The following is an 18,791-nucleotide window of genomic DNA, read 5'->3' as shown; positions in this document are numbered from 1 at the left end:
GCTTCCCCTCGACGGGGAACAGCATGCGTCGATCAGGTCATGTGGCGCCCTCCATGGCGCCCCGGATCACCGGCTTCCGTGCCGGTCACTGGTCACTCACTGAGTGACGTAGTCGGTCAGGTAGACCCCCATCACCTCTCCGTCGTACAGCTCGGTCAGCGCGGCGGCGAGCTCGGTCTTGAGCGCCTCTCGCGTGGCAGGGTCAGAGATCTCGGCGATCGTCCGGCCCGAGAAGAGCGCGATGGCCTCGTCGCGGGCCTTCGCGGAGTCGACCTCGAGCGCGTCGGTCGTGAGCTGCAGCCCGAGGCCGAGACGCAGGTAGTGCCCCTCCGCGAGGTTGATGCTCATGGCCTCGACGACGAGCACCGCGCCTGGCTCGGGGGCTGGCTCCGCCGTCTCCCCGCTCTTCGGGGCGAGGACGAAGAAGTACGCCGCCGCGCCCGCCGCGACCAGCACCGCCGCGATCACGACGAGCCGCTTCTTGCTCTTGCGGGCCTTCGGCTCTTCGGTCTCCGCCGCGCCAGCGACGGGCGCGGCCCCTGGGCGCGCACCGATCGGCTTGCGGGGGGCGTTCATGACCCGTTGTTCGATGGGCATCCTGCTCACCCCTCCTCAAGGGTTGGAACCAACGGGAGCAGCTCCCGGATTCGTTCTGGTTTGTCGCTCAGGACCACGAGGTCGACCCGGCGGTTGCCCGCCAGCCCTTCGGGGGTGTCGTTCGGCAGCAACGGGCGGGCGTCGCCGAAGCCGACCGCGGCGGCTCGGACTCCGGGCAGGGCACCCACCTCGACAAGCCGACGCAGCACCTGCGTCGCCCGGTCGGAGGAGAGTTCCCAGTTCGTCGTGTACTTCGAAGTCGTGGGCACCGAGTTGGCGTGCCCCTCGACCGAGATCTCGTTGGGGAGCGGCACGAGGTAGGGGGCCAGCGTGTCGACGATGATCTGCGAGGTCTCGGTCAGCACTGCGCTCTCGGCCGCGAAGAACACCTCATCGGTGACCATCCCGATGATCAGCCCGCGCTCGTTGATCCGGAACTGCAGGGCCCCCTCGAGCCCGCGCTCACGCAGGGCCTCGTCGATCCGCGTGGCGAGGTCGTCCAGGTTGGCGTACTCGGCCCGGGCGGCGGCCAAGTCGGCCGCAGCGATCGTCTCACCCGTAGCAGTCCCGCTCCCGGTCATGCCGGCCTGGGCCGCGATGTCCTTGCTGAGCACCGGGATGATGTCGTCGATCGTGGGAACCGTGACCTGCGAGCTCACATCCGGCATGACCCCGGCCCCGTCGGTCAGGATCGAGACCTGCGGCGCACCGAATCCAGCCGCCAGCGATGTGCGCAGCTCGTTGAACTTGTCGATGTCGACCTGGCTCATGGCGTAGAGCACGATGAACAGGGCCACCAGGACCGTCATCATGTCCGAGTAGCTGACGAGCCAGCGTTCCTTGTTCTCGTGCTCCTCTTCCTCGCCGCCGCGGCTGCGACCCCTGCCCCTGCCTCTCGCCGAGCTCACGCCGCGGCCTTGAGTCGGAGCGCACCGGCGGGTACGAGGCTGCGCAGCCGCTCCCCGACCAGGCGTGGGTTCGCACCGGACTGGACAGAGAGCAGTCCCTCGAGCACCAGCTCCATCTGCGCGCACTCCAGGTCGGAGAGCCGCTTGAGCCGGTTGGCGATCGGGAACCACATGACGTTTGCCGACGCGATGCCCCACAGCGTGGCGACGAAGGCCGCAGCGATCATATGGCCCAGCTCGGACGGCTCGGCCAGGTTCTCGAGCACGTGGACCAAGGACACCACGGTGCCCACGATCCCGATGGTCGGCGCGTAGCCGCCCATATCATTGAAGAACTTGTACGAAGTCTTGTCGGACTGCCGCTTGGAATGGATCCGGTCCTCGAGGATGGTCCGCAGGTCGTCCGGATCGGTCCCGTCGATCGCGGAGCGCAGCCCCGACTTGAGGAACTCGTCCTCGATCTCGCGGGCGGAGTCCTCGAGGGCGAGCAGGCCCTCCCGGCGAGCACGCTCGGCCAGCGAGACGATCGTGTCGATCGAGTCGTCCGGGGAGGTCGGCTTGCGGGTGAACGCCCCGGGGACGGCCTTGAGCGCACCGATCGCATCCCGCAACGTGCCGCCGGCGAGGGTCGCACCGAAGGTCGCTACGAAGACGAGGAGCATCGGCGCCGGCAGCAAGACCGACATGGGCGTGGCGCCCTCGATGTAGATCGCTCCGACGATCGCCCCGAACGCGATGACGAGGCCGATCAGAGATGCCGGATCCACTATGCGTCCTCCTCGAGGATCTCCCTGACCAGGGCCAGTTCAGGCTGGCCGTCCCGGCGCGACGAGCCGTCGCTCGCGGGGGTCGTCGGTTCGCTCACGTCGCTCGGGTCTGCGGGCAGCGGCGGTGCGCTGCGCAGGTCGGCCCGGCTGGGGAGCTCGGCGGACTCGCGCTGGATCTCCTGGGCCCGGGCGATCATTCGCGACCGGTGCTCGTTGACCAGCTCGATGATCTCGTGCATAGATTCTTGGACGATGTACTTGGTGCCGTCCACGAGCGTCAAGATCGTGTCGGGGGCGCTGTCGATGCGCTGCACGAGGTCAGGGTTGACCGCGAAGGGGGGCCCGTTCAGGCGCGTCACGACTATCACTTGTCTATCCATCCGTGGAAAGTGCTCCGGTCCATCCATGAACCGTCTCTGTGGTCCATTCGGCAGCTGAGCGGCACATATAAGAAATTCCCCCACCCGCCTCACGCTCCCGGCCCCTCCCGCACCGTCCCCCCCGCGGTGCCCGGCGCCGCGGCGCCCGGCGCCCGGCGCCGCGCCCAACTCGTGAGCCAGCCGCCCAACTCGTGAGCCAGCGAGGTTACTGGCGTCAGAAGCTCAGTAGCTCACGAGTTCGGCGAGGGATCGGGGCGCCGGACGGGCGGGTTGGCGGGGGGCGGAAGCCGGACGTGCGGGCGGGCGGGGGGTGGTCGGGGTGGGTGGGCGGGGGTGGTGGGCGGGGGTGGTGGTTAGCGCTTGAGGTTGACGAGCTCTTGGAGGAGCTCGTCGGAGGTGGTGATGACGCGGGAGTTCGCCTGGAATCCGCGCTGGGCGATGATGAGGTTCGTGAACTCCGAGGACAGGTCCACGTTCGACATCTCGAGCGCTCCACCGACGAGCGCGCCACGCCCACCGGCCCCCGCGGTGCCGACCTGCGGCTCGCCGGAGTTGACCGACGTCGTGTAGAGCGAGCCGCCGACCTTCTCCAGGCCGACCGGGTTGGCAAAGGTGCTCAGCGCGATCCGGCCCACGGCGGACTTCATCCCGTTGGAGAAGGCGCCGATGATCGTGCCGTCGGGGTTGATCGTGAAGGACTGCAGCGTCCCGGCGGCCTGACCGTCCTTGGACGCGGCCTCGACCGTGGAGAGCTTCGCGAAGCCGGTCACCGTGGACAGGTCGACGGCGACGCCGTCGACGGTGACCGTGGTGGCGCTGGTCATCTTGCCCGCGGCGTCGAAGGTGACGTCCTGGGGCGTCGCGTTGTCGGAGGTGGTCATCGCCCAGCCGTCGCCCTTTGTCGGGTCGGCCGCGTTCGCCTTCTGGGTGAAGATCAGCGAGATGATCCGGGAGTTGCCCAGGTTGTCGAAGACCTCCACGTCCCGGTTCAGGACCGTCGGAAAGGGTGCGTCCGAGGGCAGGTTCCCGTCGAAGGCCACCTTGGTGGTCGCCTGGGCCGGGTTGAGGGCCGTGACCGGCAGCTTCAGGTCGGTGAGCGGGCCGTTCGGGTCCACGACGCCGTTGACGGCGCCCCAGCCCTGCACGAGCGCCCCCTCGCCGGTGACGAGGTTGCCGTTGGCGTCGAAGTCGAAGGCGCCGGACCGGGTGTAGAAGTCCTGGCCGTTCTTGCTCACGACGAAGAACCCGTCACCGGAGATCATCATGTCGGTGCTGCGGTTGGTCACCTGGGCAGCGCCCTGCTGGAAGTTCGTGGTGATGCCGGCGACCTGGACCCCGAGGCCGACCTGGGCCGGGTTGGTGCCACCGACCCCACCCTGGGCGCCACCGGCGTTGGTGAGCACCTGGGACAGGGTGTCCTTGAACTGGATCTGGGAGGACTTGAAGCCGGTCGTGTTGACGTTGGCGATGTTGTTGCCGGTGACGTCGAGCATGGTCTGGTGGGCACGGAGCCCGGAGATGCCGGAGAAGAGTGAGCGAAGCATGAGGTGTCCCTTCGGAAGGTGCGGAGCTGGGGGCGGTACGTGAGGTGTCTGTGGGTCAAGCTGCGGGTGGAGCTGCGGGTCAGGCCGCGGCCGAGTCGCTCGAGTCGTCAGGATCGGCCGGGTCGGCCGGGTCGGCCGCAGCACCTGCCGGGCGCACGGAGGCGACCGCGTCGAGGGTGATCTCCTTGCCGCCGACAGTGACCAGCGGGACGGAGTACTTGTAGGAGACCGACGACGCGATCCCCGAGACCGTCTTCCCGTCGTCACCGGTGTAGGTGACCTGCTTCCCGATCAGGCTCGAGGCGGTGTCCCGCATCTGTAGCGCGAAGCTCTCCCCCATCGTTGTGTTGAGCCTCGTGAGCTGTTCCATGCTCGCCAGCTGGGTGGTCTGGGCCATCATCTCGTTGGTGTCCATCGGCGAGCTCGGGTCCTGGTACTTGAGCTGGGCGACCAGCAGGGTCAGGAACGTCTCGGAATCGAGGCTCTTCTTAGGGTCCCGAACGCCGGCGGAGCCGGTGTACAGACCGGTCGCGTTCTTGACCGACGTCGTGTCGACCGGCGTGGTCATCGTGGTGTCGATGGGCATGTGCGGTCCTTAGGTGAGTACGTCGACGCCGTGGGCGCCCGAGGTGGTGGGAAGGATGGGAACCGGTGCGGAGACCTGGAGCTCGCGCACCTCGGCTGCGTCGGGACGTGCGGGGCGGCCCTGGGCGGACCCGTCTCCGGTCCCACCGAGATTGCCGGGATCGCCGGGAGCGCCCTGACCTGTCCGCCCGCCCTGGCTCGAGTCAGACCCGAGGCTGAGAGTGGCGTTCATGCCGGTCCCGGCGAGGTCGCGGCGCAGGTCGGTGAGCAGGGTCCGCAGGCCCTCGCGGGCCGCGTCGGTCGCACCGACCAGCTCGATCCGGATGCCGTCCGCACCGATGTGGGCGCGCACCTGGACCGGTCCGAGGTTGTCAGGGGTGACCTTGAGCGTGAGCAGATGCTCCCCCGGAGCCGCGGTCCGTAGCGCGAGGACCGGGCCGCGGATCTGCTCCGCGAGGGAGACCTGAGAGGCGGAGCCGGCTGCGGCCGGCGCGGCCGCACGGTCGACGCCGCCGAGCCCGGCGAGGGTCTGCGCGAAGATGCCCACCGGGGCAGCCCCCGACGCGGGTGCCGCAACCGGCGTCATGCCCTCGGTCCCTGAGGCACCGGTCCCGGAACCACCGGCCTGGCCACCCGCAGCACTGCCCGCACCACCACCCGCGCCGACCCCGAGGGCACCGACCGTTCCCGACGCAAGCACAGAGGGCTCGACCGAGGCGGTCGCGGCCGGTCCGGCGGGCGCAGCTGTGGCTCCCGGGATGGTGATCGCGAGCCCGGTCACGGCAGCTGCAGACCGGCCCGCCCGGTCGGCGGGCTCCCCGGCGGGGGCGGCCTGGACTGCAACCGCCACGGATCCCGCCGACGGCGCGGCTACCGCAGGCAGGCTTGCCCCGGTGAGCGCGCCGGCGGACCCGTCGAACGAGCCGACGCCGGGCACAGCCTCGCCGAGAAGGGCCGCACCACGCAGGGCCGCTCCGTCCGTCGCCGCACCTGAGATCGCGGTGACCGCCGGGCCGAGTCCCGAACCCGGATCTGCCGCATCGATGCCACCCTCGGCACCACCGCCGCCCTCGGTATCACCGGTATCACCGACCACACCGGCGGCCTGGGGCACCACGGCACCCCGGACGAGCATCTCGGCCGAGACGGAGCCGCTCCCCGCGAGGTAGCCGAACGCGGCGGTAGCCGCCTGGTCAGCTGCGGTCGCGCCCGGTTCTGCAATGCCCTGTCCGGCGATGCCCTGTCCGGCGACGCCCTGTCCTGCAACACCCTGTCCGGCAATACCCTGCGATCCGGTCGCCGCATCCCCGGTACCCAACGCGGCCTGGCCCGCGGTCGAGGCAGCGGCCCGGCCGGTCCCCTCGACGGACCCGCCGGAAGCCTGGTCGCGCCGCTGATCGATCCGGCGTGCGTCCGCGCGTGCGGACCGGGCGACGTCGCTGCGGTCGTCGCGACTGGCCGAGCCGCCGGCCGTGCGCCTGACCGAACGGTCAGCCTCACGTTCGGGGCGCGCGACCTCGCGCGGACGCGCGGCGACGCGGTCCTGGGTCTCCTGGCGCAGGGCACGGGCGAAGTCGTCGCCCGAGCCCGTCGGGGCCGACCGGGCCGCGCCCTGGACGCCGACCGCGGGCGAGGTCTGGGCGCGTAGGCCCTGCGGTGTCATGGGAATCATGCGGCATCTCCAAGGCGAAGGGACAGTGCGGAACGCTGGGCCGACGACGCGGCCAAGATCTCCTGCAGCGACGCAGCCGAGCTGGTCATCGAGGCGGCCGCGGAGGCGGCGAGTGTGGTCGAGCCGGTCCCCACCACGCGGCGGATGGCGGTCGGCGTCGCGTAGACGTCGCGTTCGCGCACCACGTCGCCGGGCTGCGGGGCGTCGATCATCTTCCCGTTGCCGGTGTAGATCGCGATGTGCGAGCCGCCGTTGAAGACGAGGAGGTCCCCCGGTACGGCGTCGGCCAGCGAGGCCACGGGTGTGCCCGTCGTCATCTGCTCCCGGGCCACCCGGGGCATGTCGACGCCGAGCGCGCCGAGAGCGCGCTGGACCAGTCCCGAGCAGTCCAGGCCCGCCGCCGTCGTGCCGCCCAGGACGTAGGGCACGCCCAGATACTTGCGGGCCTCGGCGACCAGGGCGTCCCCGGTCGCCGTCGAGGTGGTTGCGGCGGTCGCCGTCTTGGCGGTTGCCGCCGCGATCAGCGCGTCGACGCCGGTCGCGGTCGACAGGTCGGCGCCGGCCAGCACGGAGGCGAAGTCGCTCGCCGTCGAGGTGGCAGAGGCCGTCGACGCCGTGGCCGCGCTGGCCGTAGAACTTGCCTTCGCTGCGGCGAAGGATGAACCCAGACTTTCGATCCGGGTCGTGATCTCCCCGATCCGGTCCCTGATCGCCGACACGCCGGCGATCTGCGAGGCGGTCATGACTTGCCCCCGAGGCTGTCCCGGGGCGTTCCGCGGGAGGCGATCTCGTCCAGCACGATCTGCTCCTGACGCAGGTCTTCTATCTTCTCGGTCTCTTCGTGGCGCTCTTCGAGCTTCTCGAGCGGGATGGCCCGCCGACGGGCGTCGGCCCAGGCCAGCTCGCGCTGGTTGACCTCGGTCGCGGCCACCTCGGCGGCCACCGAAGCCTCGAGCACAAGTCCGCGGAGCGCGACCCGGCTCGCGATGGCGGACCGCCAGGCTCCGACGTCGGTGACGGGGTCGAAGCCGTGATCGGCCAGCGCGCCCTCGGCCGCAGACTGCCGATCGAGGGCCGCGCGGCGCGCGGCGTTCGCGACCGCGAGGTCGGAGGCGGCCTGGTCTTCCTGGAGCTTGCGCAGGCGCAGCAGACCGGCGAGGCGGTATGGGCGGCTCATGCGGGCATCCCCGGAGCGTGGACGAGCGCGCTCAGCGCAGCCCAGGACTCCGCGGCCGGGGCGCTCTCGTCGACCCCCTGCTGGAGGAAGGCGTCGATCGCGCCCTGGTTCGCGAGCGCGGCGTCGACCAGCGGGTTGCTGCCCGCGACGTAGGCGCCGACGTCGACGAGGTCCTGCACGGACCGGCGCGCGGCCATGACCTTGCGCAGCGTCGTCGCGTCGGCCCGCTGACCGGCGTCGGTCACCCGGGTCGCGACGCGGGAGATGGACGCGAGCGCGTCGATGCTCGGGAAGTGGCCGGCGACGGCGAGCTTGCGGTCCAGGACGACGTGGCCGTCCAGGATCGACCGGGCCGCGTCGGCAATCGGCTCGTTGTGGTCGTCGCCGTCGACCAGGACCGTGTAGATGCCGGTCACCGAGCCGCGCGCGGACGTCCCGGCGCGCTCGAGCAGCTCGGCGAGCAGGGAGAAGGTGGAGGGCGGGTAGCCGCGGGTGGCCGGAGGCTCCCCGACGGACAGGCCGATCTCCCGCTGGGCCATCGCCACCCGGGTGAGGGAGTCCATCATGAGCACGACGTCCTGCCCCGCCTCGCGGAAGTGCTCCGCGATCCGGGTCGCCACGAAGGCGGCACGCAGCCGCACGAGGGCGGGCTCGTCGGAGGTCGCCACGACGACGACGGACCGGGCCAGGCCTTCGGGGCCGAGGTCGTCCTCGATGAACTCGCGGACCTCGCGCCCGCGCTCCCCGACGAGGGCGATGACCGAGACGGCCGCGTCGGTGCCCCGGGCGATCATCGAGAGCAGGGTGGACTTGCCGACGCCCGAGCCTGCGAACAGCCCCATGCGCTGGCCGCGGCCCACGGTCGTGAGGGTGTCCAGGGTGCGCACGCCGAGGGTGAGCGGCTGCTTCACGCGCTGACGTTCCAGAGGGTGCGGGGAACGCCCGTCGAGCGGGACGGTCGTGGTCCCGGTGAGCGGACCGCGCCCGTCGAGGGGTCGGCCGAGGCCGTCGACGATCCTGCCCAGCAGACCAGATCCGACGGGCACCCGCAGGGAACCGCCGGTCGCCCGGGCCACCAGCCCCGGGCGCACGCCGCGCATGGCCCCGAGCGGCATGCACCGGGCGGCCGCCTCGGTGACGGCCACGACCTCGGCGAGCATCGAGGACTCTGGGTCGTCGGTCTCGCCGAGGGCAAGCACGTCGCCGATCGCACAGTCGAGCCCGACCACGTCGAGGGACAGCCCGACGGCGGCGCTGACCTTCCCGACGCGCTCGGGCTGGGCGGCGCTGAGCACCTGAGCCCAGTCGGCGGCCACGGTCGAGGTCGCCATCACAGGCCTCCGGCGAAGCTCGGCATGAGCGCCGGGCTGGCCAGCAGGGCCGTGCGGGCCCGCTCGAAGGCGGTCTCGATCCTGGCGTCGAAGAACCCGCCCTCGAAGGTGCTCACCGCGTCGCCGGGGGCGAGCGTGGGGTCGGCCACGAGCTCGACGCCGGTCATCTCCGCCGACCCGTCGCGGCCGGCCGCGGTCAATGCCGCGAGGTCGCTCGGGTGCAGCCGCACGGTCTGGACCCGGACGTCGTGGGGCACCCGGGCCGCCCGGGCCAGGGCCGTCGTCGCCGACGCGTCTCCATCGGAGAGCTCCGCGCCGACGACGGCCCTGGCCAGCTCGAGGGCACGGGAGTAGAGCAGGTCGCGGGCCTCGTCCAGGACGGGGAGCACGCGCGCGGTGGCCGCCTCAGCGGCCCGCGCGAGCGCGAGAACGGCCGCGCGGTGGGCGGCCTCGCGGGCGTCCTCGGCCGTCGCGGCCTCGCGGCGCAGGTGCTCGTGCAGGCCCTGGGTGGCCGCGGCCGCGGCCCGGCTCCCGGCCGCGAACCCGGCCGCATAACCGGCGACGCGGGCGCGTTCGGAGGTGAGGCGCACGCGGTCGTCTGTCACCACGGTCAGCCGCGCGGAGCCGAAGCCTGAGGCAGTCTCAGGAGACATACTCGTCCTCGCCCTCGCGACGGATGACGATCTGACCGGCCTCCTCGAGCCTGCGGATGACCTGGACGATCTCCGAACGGGCCTCCTCGACCTGGGACATGCGCACCGCACCGAGCAGCTCGATCTCCTCGAGGAGGTTCTCGCTCGCCCGCTCGGACAGGTTGCGCAGCACGGCGTCACGCTCGCCCGCACCAGCTCCCTTGAGCGCGAGCGCAAGGCTCGCGGACTCCACGCCCCGCAGCACGAGCTGCAGCGCACGGTCTTCCAGAAGCACGATGTCGGCGAAGACGAACATGCGCGAGCGCACCTCTTCGGCGAGCTCGACGTCGCGGCTCTCCAGGCCTTCGAGGATGAGCTTCTCGGTCCCGGGGTCCGCGCGGTTGATGATCTCGACGAGCGGGCCCACGCCGCCGATCGCGGAGGTCTCGCGCGGGGTGAGCACGGCCGAGGCCTTGCGGTGCAGCGACTCCGCGACGACGGTCACGACGTCGGGCGCGGCGCGTTCCATGAGCGCGATGCGGTGGGCCACCTCGCCCTGGGTCTGGCTGGGCAGCCCGGCCAGGATCGCCGAGGCGTGCTCGGGGCGCAGATGCGCCAGGACTAGTGCCATGGTCTGCGGGTGCTCCCCGCTGAGCAGGGCGAGGACCTGGCGGGCGTCGGCCTGCTGGAGGAACTCGAAGGGCTGGCCGGCCATCGACGTGGCGAGGCGGTCCAGCATGTCCTGGGCCTTGGCGCTGCCCATGGATGCCTCGAGGAGCTGCTGGGCGTAGCCGAGGCCACCGTTGGCGATGTTCGAGGCACCACCCAGGGTGATCGCGTGAAACTCCGCGATGACCTCGTCGGCGACCTCGCGGTCGACCCGCTCCATCCGCAGGATCTCGGCTGTGAGCTCCTCGATCGTGGTGTCGTCGAGCTGGGACATGACCTTGACGGCCCGTTCGCGACCGATCTGCATGAGGACCAGGGCGGCCTTCTGCGTCCCGCTCAGCGTCGCTGACCTCATGCGCTGGACCTCGTGTCCATCCACTCGCGCAGCAGCTCGGCGACCTGCTCGGGCTGCTCGTCGACGAGGTTGACCACGTCGGCGCGCTTGCGCTCGATCTGCAGCTGCTCGGGGGTGGGCCCGCTCGGGCTCTCCGGCAGCTCGAGGATCTCCGCGTTGGCCAGGGCCGCGGCGCTCAGCGCGAGGGCGTCCTCGACCAAGCTCAGCTCGCCGAGGTCGAGGGCCTCGCGTGGGTCCTCCCCGACGTGCCGGCGCCTGGCAAGCACGATGGCGAGGATCACGAGGGCGAGCAGCACTCCCCCGGCGATGATCAGGGTCTGCATGTTCTTGGCCTTGGCGGCGGCGGCGTCGGACGCCGCGGCGGCGTCGAGCGCGGACTGGGCGGCCGCGGCCGAGGTGGTGTCGAAGGCCATCCGGGAGACCGTGACCACGTCCCCGCGGGCTGGATCGATCCCGGCCGCGGAGGCGACCATGGCCTGGAGGTCGGTCATGTTGATCGCCGCGGCGGCCTTCTGGTCGACCGCGACGGACACGGACTGGCGGCGCACGGTCCCCGGGGCGGCGACGGTGTGCTCGGTGAGCTTGTCGACGGCGTTGTTCGCCTCGTTCGAGGAGTTGGTGTAGGCGCCGTCACCGTTCTCGCCGGTGGGAACAGCGATGTTGTCCGGGCCGAGCACGCCGGTCGCTGCGGAGTTGGTCCCGGTGAACTCCTCGAGGGTGTTGCGCTCGGTGAGCGGCGGCACCCCTTCGGTCGCGGTGAACGTCTCCTGCGTGCGATCGGTCGCGTCGTAGTCGAGGTCCGCGGTCACCGTGACCACGGCCTTGCCGGCTCCCACGATCGGGTCGAGCATCGACTGGACGGACGCGGCGACGCGCTCCTCGTAGGCGACGGTCTGCTTGTTGGCGCCGGTGCCCGTGGTTCCCGTGCCGACCGCGGAGAGCACCGTGCCGGAGGAGTCGATGACCGCGACGTCGGTCGTCTTCATGCCCTCCACGCTCGCCGAGACGAGGTTGATGATCGACTGGACCTGGTCGTCGTTGAGCGTGGACCCGGACTTGGCCTGGATGAAGACCGAGGCGGTCGGGTCCGCCTTGGTCGAGACGAAGACGCTCTCCTCCGGCATGGCCAGCTTGACCGTGGCCAGCTCGACGCCGGCCATCGACGAGATCGTCTTGGCGATCTCACCCTCGAGGGCGCGCTTGTACGTGACGTCCTGCTGGAACTCCGAGGAGCTCATGCCCATCGAGTCGAGCAGGGAGTACCCGCCCTCGCTCGAGGGCGACATGCCGCTCGCGGCGACCTTGAGCCGCATGTCGTAGACCTTGTCGGAGGGCACCAGGACGGTTGAGCCGCCGTTGCTGAGCTCGTAGGCCACGCCCTGCGTGGTGAGCTGGTCGACGATCGCGCTCGCGTCGGCGGGGGCGAGGCCGGTGTAGAGCGGGGAGAACTGGGGCCGAGAGAGCCAGGCGCTCAACGCGATGACCGCGAGGGCGATGACCGCGACGCCGATCAGCGCCAGGGTGCGCTGGGCGACGGTGAACTCGCGGACGGAGCTCGTGATCCGACCGAAGGCGGAGGTGATCTGCGGTGGCATCAGGCCTGCATCCTCATGATCTCGGTGAAGGCGTCGACGGCCTTGTTGCGGATCGCCGCGGTGAGCTCAAGGGTGACCTTGGCCTCGGTCGCGGCGATCGTGTAGTCGTGGATGTCGTCGAGGTCACCGGTGACTGCCTTGACCGCAAGCTCGTTGGACGTGTTCTGCAACCCCTGGAGGTTGTTCACAGCTCCGGTGAGCACATTGCCGAAGGCACCCGACGACGACGCAGCCCGGCTCGGGTCGATCGAGTCGGTCCCGGGAACGTATCCGGTGGGGGCCACGGAGGCGCCGCTGGTCAGGGCCGAGACGGCCTCGAGTGCGGAGATGGTCATCAGTTGCGTCCGATCTGGAGTGCGGCCTCGTAGGTGGCCTTGGCACGGTCGACCACGGCGGCGTTGGCCTGGTAGCCACGCTGCGCCATGATCATCTGGGACATCTGGCTGCCCATGTCGATGTCTGGGTACTTCACGTAGCCCTCGGCGTCGGCGAGGGGGTGCTCGGGCTCGTAGACCATGCGCCCCTCGGCGCTGCCCAGCTCGATGCCGGCGACCTGGACGCCCTGGCCGTTCTCGGGGTAGCCGACGGCCGTGGCCACGACGTACTTCGCCTGGAAGGCGGCGCCGTCGGTCGCGGTGACGGTGTTCATGTTCGCGAGGTTGTCGCTGATCGCGTCCAGCCACTTGCGGTTCACCGTCATCCCGGTGCTCGCGATCCCGATCGCTCCGAAGGTTGTCATCAGTTGGTCCTCATGGCCACGCGGAGGGAGGAGTACGTGCCGTCGACCGCTTGGGTGGCCAGCTGGTAGCGCAGGTTGGTGTCGACGTTGAGCAGGGTCTCCGCGTCGAGGTTGACGTTGTTGCCGTCGAGGCGGGTGGGCTCGAGGGAGCGGGCCTCGGTCGCTGTGGCTGCCCCGTCGCCGCGCTTCACAGCTGACGCGAGCGCGCTCTCGAAGGAGACACGCCCCGCAAGGTAGTTCGGGGTGTTGATGTTGGCTACGTTGTTCGCGATCACACGCTGACGGAGCGCGAGCCCGTCGAGGGCGCTGTTGAGCGCCACATAGGTCACTGAATCGAACACGGCTGTCCCCTGGTCTTCATGGGTTGAACGGCCGATCCTTGGCCTCCTGCGCGAGCCATCCTGGCTCTACCTGCATATCGGTTGCCCGGTGAGGGCTATGAGGACTTTTTATCTGGCAGCTCGCAGGGCACCCGGTTTCTTCACCCGAGGATGTCGAGATAGACGGCCTGGGGGGCGTTGCGCTTCACGAGGGACTCGACCACGCGCAGGTGGGCGCGGGTCGCCTGGAGCGCCTCGGACAGCTCCCGCTGGACGGCCTGCTGCCGGTTGAGGACCGCGTGAGCGCGCACCCGAAGGCCGTCGGGGACGGGGCCGAGGCCGGCTGCGGCGGCCGGGGTGAACTGGTTCTCCGCCGACTGCGCGGCGAGAATCTCCGGGTCCGCGGGACTGGTGATCAGGGTCTGCGCCCGGGCGACGTCCGCCTCGATCTGATCGAGGGCCTCCTGCCATCCCGCGTCCTGGTCAGCCGACACCGAGCACGCTCCCGCGGGAGCCCGCACCGACGGGGGCCTCTGGGCGGGACGGCGCGGCCGGGGCCAGGCTCGCGGCTGCCTCGTGCCAGGCAGCGCGCAGCGGCTCGACCAGGTCACGGCAGGCGCGGGTGCGCTCGGCGTCGTGGGTGAGGTTGGCGCTGATGAGCTCGGAGAGCAGGTGGGAGTAGAGGGCCTTGAGCCCCGGTCCGCCCGACCAGACGGTGACGTCTAGGGTCACGAACAGCTCCGAGACGATGTCCTGGGCGTGGGTGAGGTGGGTGTTTGCCTCAACATGGTCGCCAGTCATCTGCGCGTGACCCGCGCGGTCGATGTCGAGGACCAGACGGTCGTAGAGCATCGTCAGGAGGCGGGCCGGGCTCGCGCTCAGGACGGTGTCGTTGAGGAACTGCGCACGTTGGGTCGCGCTCGTCGAGAAACTCATACCGATTATATCGACGCACGGAGGGGCGGTATGAGGAATTGTGCTCCTCGTACCGCCCCGAAGGACGTGCTGGCCGGTCAGTCCCGCCGAGTCAGGAGCTCCATGAAGGCAGCGACGCCAGCTGCGAGGTGAGCCAGCTCTGCGTGGACTGCATCTTGCCCAGCGCGACCTCGAGCGCGGAGTAGGTCTTCTCCAGCGACGCGCGACGCAGGGTAAGCCGGTAGTCCCAGTTGGTGATCTGGTCCCCCATCGTCTTGACCGAGCTCTCCTGTCCGGTGATCTTCTGGGTCAGGTTGCCGGTGTCCTTGTTCGACGCCGTGTCTGCGGCGACCTGCAACCGTTCGGCGATGGTCTGGACGATCTTTTGAGTCTTGGCCGGGTCGGCGGCCAAAGCTGCGGAGAACTTCGCCTCGTCGAAGGTGAAGGTACCGTCCTTGCCGATGATGATCCCGACGTCGGACGGGGAGACCCCATCCACGGGCGCGGAGCCAAGGCTCTGCAGGTTCTGCTGCAGCAGGCGGATGGCCGAGTCGCCCGAGAAGAGACCACCGGTGAGGATCGTGCGGCCGTCGGACGCCTTGGACTCGGTGCTCTTGGTGCGCGAGGTGATCTCGGACAGGACCGTCTGGAGGTTGGTGACGATCCCCGCGGCAACGTTCTTCAGCGCGGCAGCGTCTGGGGTCGTGGTAATCGTGACGGGCGTGTTCTCGACCGCCGAAACCGTGACCGAGACCCCGGTGAGCAGCTCGCCGAAGGTGTTGGTGGACGACGTGAGCTTGAGCCCGGTGGTGGCGTCCGGGCCGGAGCCGATCACCGCTCCCGGCCAGAGCGTGATCTCCGCGTCGCCCGCGGCGCTCAGCACGATGGCGTCCTGGCCTGTGAGCTTGGTCGCGCTTGCGGCAGCGTTGCCGGCCCGCAGGTCGGCGACGGCAGCGGAGTCCCCGAGGTAGACCTCGAAGGCCGCATCCGCGCCGGTGGCGTCACCTGTTAGCTGCAGCTTGTACTGAGGTTCGCTGCCGTCCGCGCCCGCGTTGCCCACACGGACCGCGACGGCCTTGATCCCGGAGTCCGATGCTGCGTTGATCGCCGCTGTGATGTCGGCCAGGCTGCCGGAGGCCGGGGAGATGGTGGTGAGCTTGTCGCCGCGTGCGATCGTGATCGTGGGCGGCTGGGTCGGGTAGCCGCTGCCGTCGGTGGGGAGCGTGACCAGGGTCGCCTGTGCGCGGGCGAGCTTGTCGACCGAGAAGGTCACCGCCGAGGGCTGTGCGGTGATCCCCGCGGAGGCCGTCACCGACGTGGCCGACGACCTGGTCGCCATCGCCTTCCAGGCATCGTCCGTGGCTGCGGTCTTGGCGAACTGCGCCAGAGACGCGACCTTCGTGTTGAGGGACTGCAGGGCGGTGATGAAGCTCGTCGCGGCGGTCTGCTTCTGCTTGAGCAGCGTCTGCTGGTTGCCCTCGACCGCCATGAGCTGGTTGATGAGCTCGGTCGTGTTGTTGCCGCTGATCAACCCGTCCAGTGCCAGGCCCATGGTTGTTCCTCCTGTGTTGTGTGTCGTTCACCCGTGATATGCCGTTGACCGGCGGCGGAGCGTGAGCTCCACCACCGGTCAACGGCCGTGCGTGCTACCTGTCAGCTAGAGCCGACCAGATCAGCGCAGGAGCGAGAGAACGCCCTGAGGGATCTGGTTGGCCTGAGCAAGCATGGAGGTACCGGCCTGCGAGAGGATCTGCGCGCGGGTGAAGTTCACCATCTCCGACGCCATGTCCGTGTCGCGGATGCGGCTCTCGGACGCGGAGAGGTTCTCGACCGCGACGTTGAGGTTCTTGATGGTGTGGTCAAAACGGTTCTGCACGGCACCGAGGTCTGAACGGGTCGCGGAGACCGTCTTGATGGCAGCGTTGATCTTGGTGATCGCGTCGTCGGCACCGGTGACCTTGTCGAACTTGACCGATGCGGCGGCGACCTGGTTGGCAGTGGCGGTGGCGGCCGGGGTTGCGCCAGTGAAGACCAGGGCGGCACCCGCGCCACCGGTGACGACGACGCCGGTGGCGTCGAGGACCTGCTTCGCGAGGGCGGCCTGACGCGTGGTCACGTCGCTCTGCGCAGCCGTGAACTTGACCGTGGCCAGGTCGAAGCTCTTGTCGCCGACCGTGATCGTGCCGTTCAGCTTCTCGTACGACGACGCGTCCGCGGCGTCCGTGGCGGACGCGTCGAAGGTGACCGTTCCAGCGGCGCTGGCAACTGCGTTGACGACCGTGCCGGCCAACGCCGATGCGGGGCTGGCGGTGACGTCGACGCCGGAGACGCCGAGCGGGTTTGCGCCCATCCCGGTGGTGACGGCGACCGAGATGGACTCGCCGACGTTGGCGCCGACCTGGAACTTGCCGTTGTAGGAGCCGTCGAGCAGCTTGGTCCCGTTGAACTGCGTGGTGTCAGCGATACGCGTGAGCTCGGACTTGAGCTGGCCCATCTCCGACTGGATGCTGCCCTTGGCGTCGTCGCTCAGGCCACCGGCGTTGGCGCCCTGGACGGACAGGTCGCGCATACGCTGCAGGATGGCGTGCGTCTCGGTGAGTGCACCTTCAGCGGTCTGCACGACGGAGATGCCGTCCTGGGCGTTGCGGACGGCAACCTTGAGGCCACCGACCTGCGAGCGCAGGCCCTCGGAGATCGCGAGGCCGGCAGCGTCGTCGGCTGCGCGGTTGATGCGGAAACCGGAGGAGAGCTTCTCGAGCGACTTGCTCAGGTCGTTCTGAGTGTTGGAGAGGTTGCGGTAGGAGTTGGTTGCCGCGATGTTCTGGTTGATCGAGAGACCCATGATGATCTTCTTCCGTGAAAAGGGGGCCGAACTGAGGCGCCCGTCCGTGGGCTGCCACTCTGCCTATCGGGTAGTCCCCCGAGGGCATAAGAATTTCGTGGGAAGCATTTTCGCGCTGCCGGTCAGGCGGCGCTCACCAGGCCTGGCGCGACGATGTCGAGCTGGGCGATGAGCTCCGCCTCGTCGTCGGGCGCCACCCGCGCCAGTGCGTCACCAAGACCTGGAAGCGCGCGGTCATCGCCGTAGATGTCGACGGCCATGGCGCCGGCTATCGCGCGCTGTCGCGGGTCGAGAGCTTCGTTGCCCGCGATCGCGACCAGCGGGCACTCCTCCGCGAAACCCTGCTGCCTCAGCTCGATCGCCCACGACGCCGCTTCTTCGAGGCTCAGGCGCGGCGCCAGGGCAGACCCTGCCAGGAGCACGGCAGCGTCGCCCGGTCGAGCGGCGTTCATCGCCTCGAGGAAGCGCCGCGAGCTCCTGGACCCGTCCTGGACACACTGCATGACGAGCGTCATCCACAGAGAGTCGTCGATCTCCGTGAGCAGCGCGGATACGTGGAGGCCTGCGTGGTCGAAGAGCTCCGTCAGTGCCCCGGGAACGAGCGAGGGGCGTCCCTTGCGGGCAGCATCGATCGCTACTCCCACGGCACGCTTGTGCTTGCCGGACATCAGGAGCGCCCACACGTGCAATGGGGCGAGGTCCACCTTGAGGAACCGTTCGCCCGAGGGATCCACGACAGTTGTCGGGATGCGGTCGAGGACCGACAGGAGCTCGTCTACCATCCCGCGGCGGGCGAGCCAGGGGGCAATCCAGGCGAGGGCCCAGACCGGGTTCTCGCCGGAGTCGTGCCACCGCTGCCACCAGCGTTCGACCTTCTCGTTGTCGTCAAGAAGCATCGCAGTCGCGCACATGGCCTTCGCAAGTGTCGCGAGATCGCGGTCCGCCAGAGCCCCCTCGGCGAACGCTGCTTCAGCGAAGCTCAGCGCGTCGTCGAACGATCCGCCGAAGCTCATCGACCGCGCAACGTTCGCCTTCCGGAGCGCAATGGCAGCGTCACTGTCCCCTCGCGAGATGGACTCAGCAAGGTCCCGCCGTGCGAGATCGAGGTTCCGCTCCCCTTTGCCCCGCTCGATGATGCGCGCCGCTTCATAGCCCGAGTGCAGCAGCTTGACATGGTGCAGCGGCCGCGGAGAGAGCGGTGCGGTCGCGCCCGGCCGTTGCACCGCCTGTTCGTGGAGGCGACCCGCAAAGCAATAGAGGTCCTTCCTGAAGAGGCGGATGATCGACACCGTCCCACTCGCGCCCGCATTCTCGTCCACACTCTCGACGAGGATGGAACGCGACGTCACCCCGGACCTGAGAGCGCTACGAATCGCCTCGGGGGGCCCGACGAACACCTCGTCCGCGTCGACGTTCAGTACCCACACGTGCGTCGCGTGATCCAGCGCCCGGTTGCGGGCCGCTCCGAAGTCGTCGTCCCAGTACCCCTCGACAACCACGTCGGTGTACTTCGCGGCGATCTCCCGCGTCGCGTCGCTCGACCCGGTGTCGTAGACGACGATCTCGTCGGCCCAGTGCAGGGCCGCGAGGCACTCGTCGAGCACAGCCTCTTCGTCCTTGACGATGAGTACTGCTGAGATCTTCGGCGCGCTGAGCACGGACATCCTGGCTCCCTGGTTGCTGGTGGGTGTCCCATCGGCAACGTCGCGGCTGGTATTAGTCCGGCTCCGACCGCCACAGACGGGGAGCGGTGACGACCCACC

Annotated in this window: 21 protein-coding genes; all 21 read right to left on the bottom strand. The window is 69.8% G+C overall.

Going from position 1 to position 18,791, the window contains the following annotated elements:
* Positions 1-96: 96 nt before the first annotated feature.
* Positions 97-597: a flagellar basal body-associated FliL family protein gene (locus BLQ50_RS10370; RefSeq protein WP_093183481.1), complete on the bottom strand. Its 501-nt coding sequence runs from the start codon at positions 595-597 to the stop codon at positions 97-99.
* Between the two features lie 5 nt (positions 598-602).
* Complete coding sequence (locus BLQ50_RS10365) at positions 603-1,505, bottom strand: OmpA/MotB family protein (protein WP_093183479.1); 903 nt, start codon at positions 1,503-1,505, stop codon at positions 603-605.
* Complete coding sequence (locus BLQ50_RS10360) at positions 1,502-2,272, bottom strand: motility protein A (protein ID WP_093183478.1); 771 nt, start codon at positions 2,270-2,272, stop codon at positions 1,502-1,504. Before BLQ50_RS10360 ends, BLQ50_RS10365 begins: the two co-directional genes overlap by 4 nt.
* The gene (locus BLQ50_RS10355) at positions 2,272-2,631 is read right to left on the bottom strand and encodes a flagellar FlbD family protein (protein WP_093183792.1); all 360 of its coding nucleotides are present in this window, start codon (positions 2,629-2,631) and stop codon (positions 2,272-2,274) included. The genes BLQ50_RS10360 and BLQ50_RS10355 overlap by 1 nt, the downstream gene beginning before the upstream one ends.
* A gap of 374 nt (positions 2,632-3,005) precedes the next feature.
* Positions 3,006-4,196: a flagellar hook protein FlgE gene (locus BLQ50_RS10350; protein WP_093183476.1), complete on the bottom strand. Its 1,191-nt coding sequence runs from the start codon at positions 4,194-4,196 to the stop codon at positions 3,006-3,008.
* Between the two features lie 79 nt (positions 4,197-4,275).
* Positions 4,276-4,782, bottom strand: a complete 507-nt coding sequence (locus BLQ50_RS10345) for a flagellar hook capping FlgD N-terminal domain-containing protein (RefSeq protein ID WP_093183475.1) — start codon at positions 4,780-4,782, stop codon at positions 4,276-4,278.
* A 9-nt stretch (positions 4,783-4,791) separates the two neighbouring features.
* Positions 4,792-6,453, bottom strand: coding sequence for a flagellar hook-length control protein FliK (locus tag BLQ50_RS10340; protein ID WP_093183473.1), 1,662 nt, complete (start codon positions 6,451-6,453; stop codon positions 4,792-4,794).
* Positions 6,450-7,196: a C40 family peptidase gene (locus BLQ50_RS10335; protein ID WP_093183471.1), complete on the bottom strand. Its 747-nt coding sequence runs from the start codon at positions 7,194-7,196 to the stop codon at positions 6,450-6,452. The genes BLQ50_RS10340 and BLQ50_RS10335 overlap by 4 nt, the downstream gene beginning before the upstream one ends.
* Positions 7,193-7,630, bottom strand: a complete 438-nt coding sequence (locus BLQ50_RS10330) for a flagellar export protein FliJ (protein ID WP_093183469.1) — start codon at positions 7,628-7,630, stop codon at positions 7,193-7,195. The genes BLQ50_RS10335 and BLQ50_RS10330 overlap by 4 nt, the downstream gene beginning before the upstream one ends.
* Positions 7,627-8,961 (bottom strand): FliI/YscN family ATPase, encoded by a 1,335-nt coding sequence (locus BLQ50_RS10325; RefSeq protein WP_093183467.1) that lies wholly within the window; start codon positions 8,959-8,961, stop codon positions 7,627-7,629. The genes BLQ50_RS10330 and BLQ50_RS10325 overlap by 4 nt, the downstream gene beginning before the upstream one ends.
* Positions 8,961-9,614 carry a FliH/SctL family protein gene (locus BLQ50_RS10320; protein WP_093183465.1) on the bottom strand — a complete coding sequence of 218 codons (654 nt, stop codon included), beginning with the start codon at positions 9,612-9,614 and terminating at the stop codon, positions 8,961-8,963. Before BLQ50_RS10320 ends, BLQ50_RS10325 begins: the two co-directional genes overlap by 1 nt.
* Positions 9,604-10,617, bottom strand: a complete 1,014-nt coding sequence (fliG, locus tag BLQ50_RS10315) for a flagellar motor switch protein FliG (RefSeq protein ID WP_093183463.1) — start codon at positions 10,615-10,617, stop codon at positions 9,604-9,606. The genes BLQ50_RS10320 and fliG overlap by 11 nt, the downstream gene beginning before the upstream one ends.
* The gene (fliF, locus tag BLQ50_RS10310; protein ID WP_093183461.1) at positions 10,614-12,212 is read right to left on the bottom strand and encodes a flagellar basal-body MS-ring/collar protein FliF; all 1,599 of its coding nucleotides are present in this window, start codon (positions 12,210-12,212) and stop codon (positions 10,614-10,616) included. Before fliF ends, fliG begins: the two co-directional genes overlap by 4 nt.
* Positions 12,212-12,547, bottom strand: coding sequence for a flagellar hook-basal body complex protein FliE (gene fliE / locus BLQ50_RS10305; RefSeq protein ID WP_093183459.1), 336 nt, complete (start codon positions 12,545-12,547; stop codon positions 12,212-12,214). Before fliE ends, fliF begins: the two co-directional genes overlap by 1 nt.
* Positions 12,547-12,951, bottom strand: a complete 405-nt coding sequence (gene flgC, locus BLQ50_RS10300; protein ID WP_093183457.1) for a flagellar basal body rod protein FlgC — start codon at positions 12,949-12,951, stop codon at positions 12,547-12,549. The genes fliE and flgC overlap by 1 nt, the downstream gene beginning before the upstream one ends.
* Positions 12,951-13,292, bottom strand: coding sequence for a flagellar basal body rod protein FlgB (flgB, locus tag BLQ50_RS10295; RefSeq protein WP_093183455.1), 342 nt, complete (start codon positions 13,290-13,292; stop codon positions 12,951-12,953). The genes flgC and flgB overlap by 1 nt, the downstream gene beginning before the upstream one ends.
* A gap of 140 nt (positions 13,293-13,432) precedes the next feature.
* Positions 13,433-13,765 carry a hypothetical protein gene (locus BLQ50_RS10290; RefSeq protein ID WP_093183453.1) on the bottom strand — a complete coding sequence of 111 codons (333 nt, stop codon included), beginning with the start codon at positions 13,763-13,765 and terminating at the stop codon, positions 13,433-13,435.
* Positions 13,755-14,207, bottom strand: coding sequence for a flagellar export chaperone FliS (gene fliS / locus BLQ50_RS10285; RefSeq protein WP_093183451.1), 453 nt, complete (start codon positions 14,205-14,207; stop codon positions 13,755-13,757). Before fliS ends, BLQ50_RS10290 begins: the two co-directional genes overlap by 11 nt.
* Before the next feature lie 91 nt (positions 14,208-14,298).
* Positions 14,299-15,738 carry a flagellar filament capping protein FliD gene (gene fliD, locus BLQ50_RS10280; RefSeq protein WP_093183449.1) on the bottom strand — a complete coding sequence of 480 codons (1,440 nt, stop codon included), beginning with the start codon at positions 15,736-15,738 and terminating at the stop codon, positions 14,299-14,301.
* Positions 15,739-15,858: 120 nt separating this feature from the next.
* Positions 15,859-17,028 carry a flagellin N-terminal helical domain-containing protein gene (locus BLQ50_RS10275; RefSeq protein ID WP_093183447.1) on the bottom strand — a complete coding sequence of 390 codons (1,170 nt, stop codon included), beginning with the start codon at positions 17,026-17,028 and terminating at the stop codon, positions 15,859-15,861.
* A 122-nt stretch (positions 17,029-17,150) separates the two neighbouring features.
* Positions 17,151-18,692, bottom strand: coding sequence for a glycosyltransferase family 2 protein (locus BLQ50_RS10270; protein ID WP_093183445.1), 1,542 nt, complete (start codon positions 18,690-18,692; stop codon positions 17,151-17,153).
* Positions 18,693-18,791 lie beyond the last annotated feature (99 nt).

It is taken from the genome of Sanguibacter gelidistatuariae (genome assembly GCF_900096585.1).
Taxonomy (GTDB): Bacteria; Actinomycetota; Actinomycetes; order Actinomycetales; family Cellulomonadaceae; genus Sanguibacter; species Sanguibacter gelidistatuariae.
This window is presented reverse-complemented; position numbering and strand designations above follow the sequence as displayed.

Bases quoted from the DNA above. Each gene is read 5' to 3' on its own strand.
- BLQ50_RS10320 (WP_093183465.1), bottom strand. From the start codon at position 9,614: ATGTCTCCTGAGACTGCCTCAGGCTTCGGCTCCGCGCGGCTGACCGTG.
- BLQ50_RS10330 (WP_093183469.1), bottom strand. From the start codon at position 7,630: ATGAGCCGCCCATACCGCCTCGCCGGTCTGCTGCGCCTGCGCAAGCTC.
- BLQ50_RS10340 (WP_093183473.1), bottom strand. From the start codon at position 6,453: ATGATTCCCATGACACCGCAGGGCCTACGCGCCCAGACCTCGCCCGCG.
- BLQ50_RS10350 (WP_093183476.1), bottom strand. From the start codon at position 4,196: ATGCTTCGCTCACTCTTCTCCGGCATCTCCGGGCTCCGTGCCCACCAG.
- BLQ50_RS10270 (WP_093183445.1), bottom strand. From the start codon at position 18,692: ATGTCCGTGCTCAGCGCGCCGAAGATCTCAGCAGTACTCATCGTCAAG.
- fliF (WP_093183461.1), bottom strand. From the start codon at position 12,212: ATGCCACCGCAGATCACCTCCGCCTTCGGTCGGATCACGAGCTCCGTC.
- BLQ50_RS10325 (WP_093183467.1), bottom strand. From the start codon at position 8,961: ATGGCGACCTCGACCGTGGCCGCCGACTGGGCTCAGGTGCTCAGCGCC.
- BLQ50_RS10275 (WP_093183447.1), bottom strand. From the start codon at position 17,028: ATGGGTCTCTCGATCAACCAGAACATCGCGGCAACCAACTCCTACCGC.
- fliE (WP_093183459.1), bottom strand. From the start codon at position 12,547: ATGACCATCTCCGCACTCGAGGCCGTCTCGGCCCTGACCAGCGGCGCC.
- BLQ50_RS10335 (WP_093183471.1), bottom strand. From the start codon at position 7,196: ATGACCGCCTCGCAGATCGCCGGCGTGTCGGCGATCAGGGACCGGATC.
- BLQ50_RS10370 (WP_093183481.1), bottom strand. From the start codon at position 597: ATGCCCATCGAACAACGGGTCATGAACGCCCCCCGCAAGCCGATCGGT.
- fliS (WP_093183451.1), bottom strand. From the start codon at position 14,207: ATGAGTTTCTCGACGAGCGCGACCCAACGTGCGCAGTTCCTCAACGAC.
- BLQ50_RS10345 (WP_093183475.1), bottom strand. From the start codon at position 4,782: ATGCCCATCGACACCACGATGACCACGCCGGTCGACACGACGTCGGTC.
- fliD (WP_093183449.1), bottom strand. From the start codon at position 15,738: ATGGGCCTGGCACTGGACGGGTTGATCAGCGGCAACAACACGACCGAG.
- fliG (WP_093183463.1), bottom strand. From the start codon at position 10,617: ATGAGGTCAGCGACGCTGAGCGGGACGCAGAAGGCCGCCCTGGTCCTC.
- flgC (WP_093183457.1), bottom strand. From the start codon at position 12,951: ATGACAACCTTCGGAGCGATCGGGATCGCGAGCACCGGGATGACGGTG.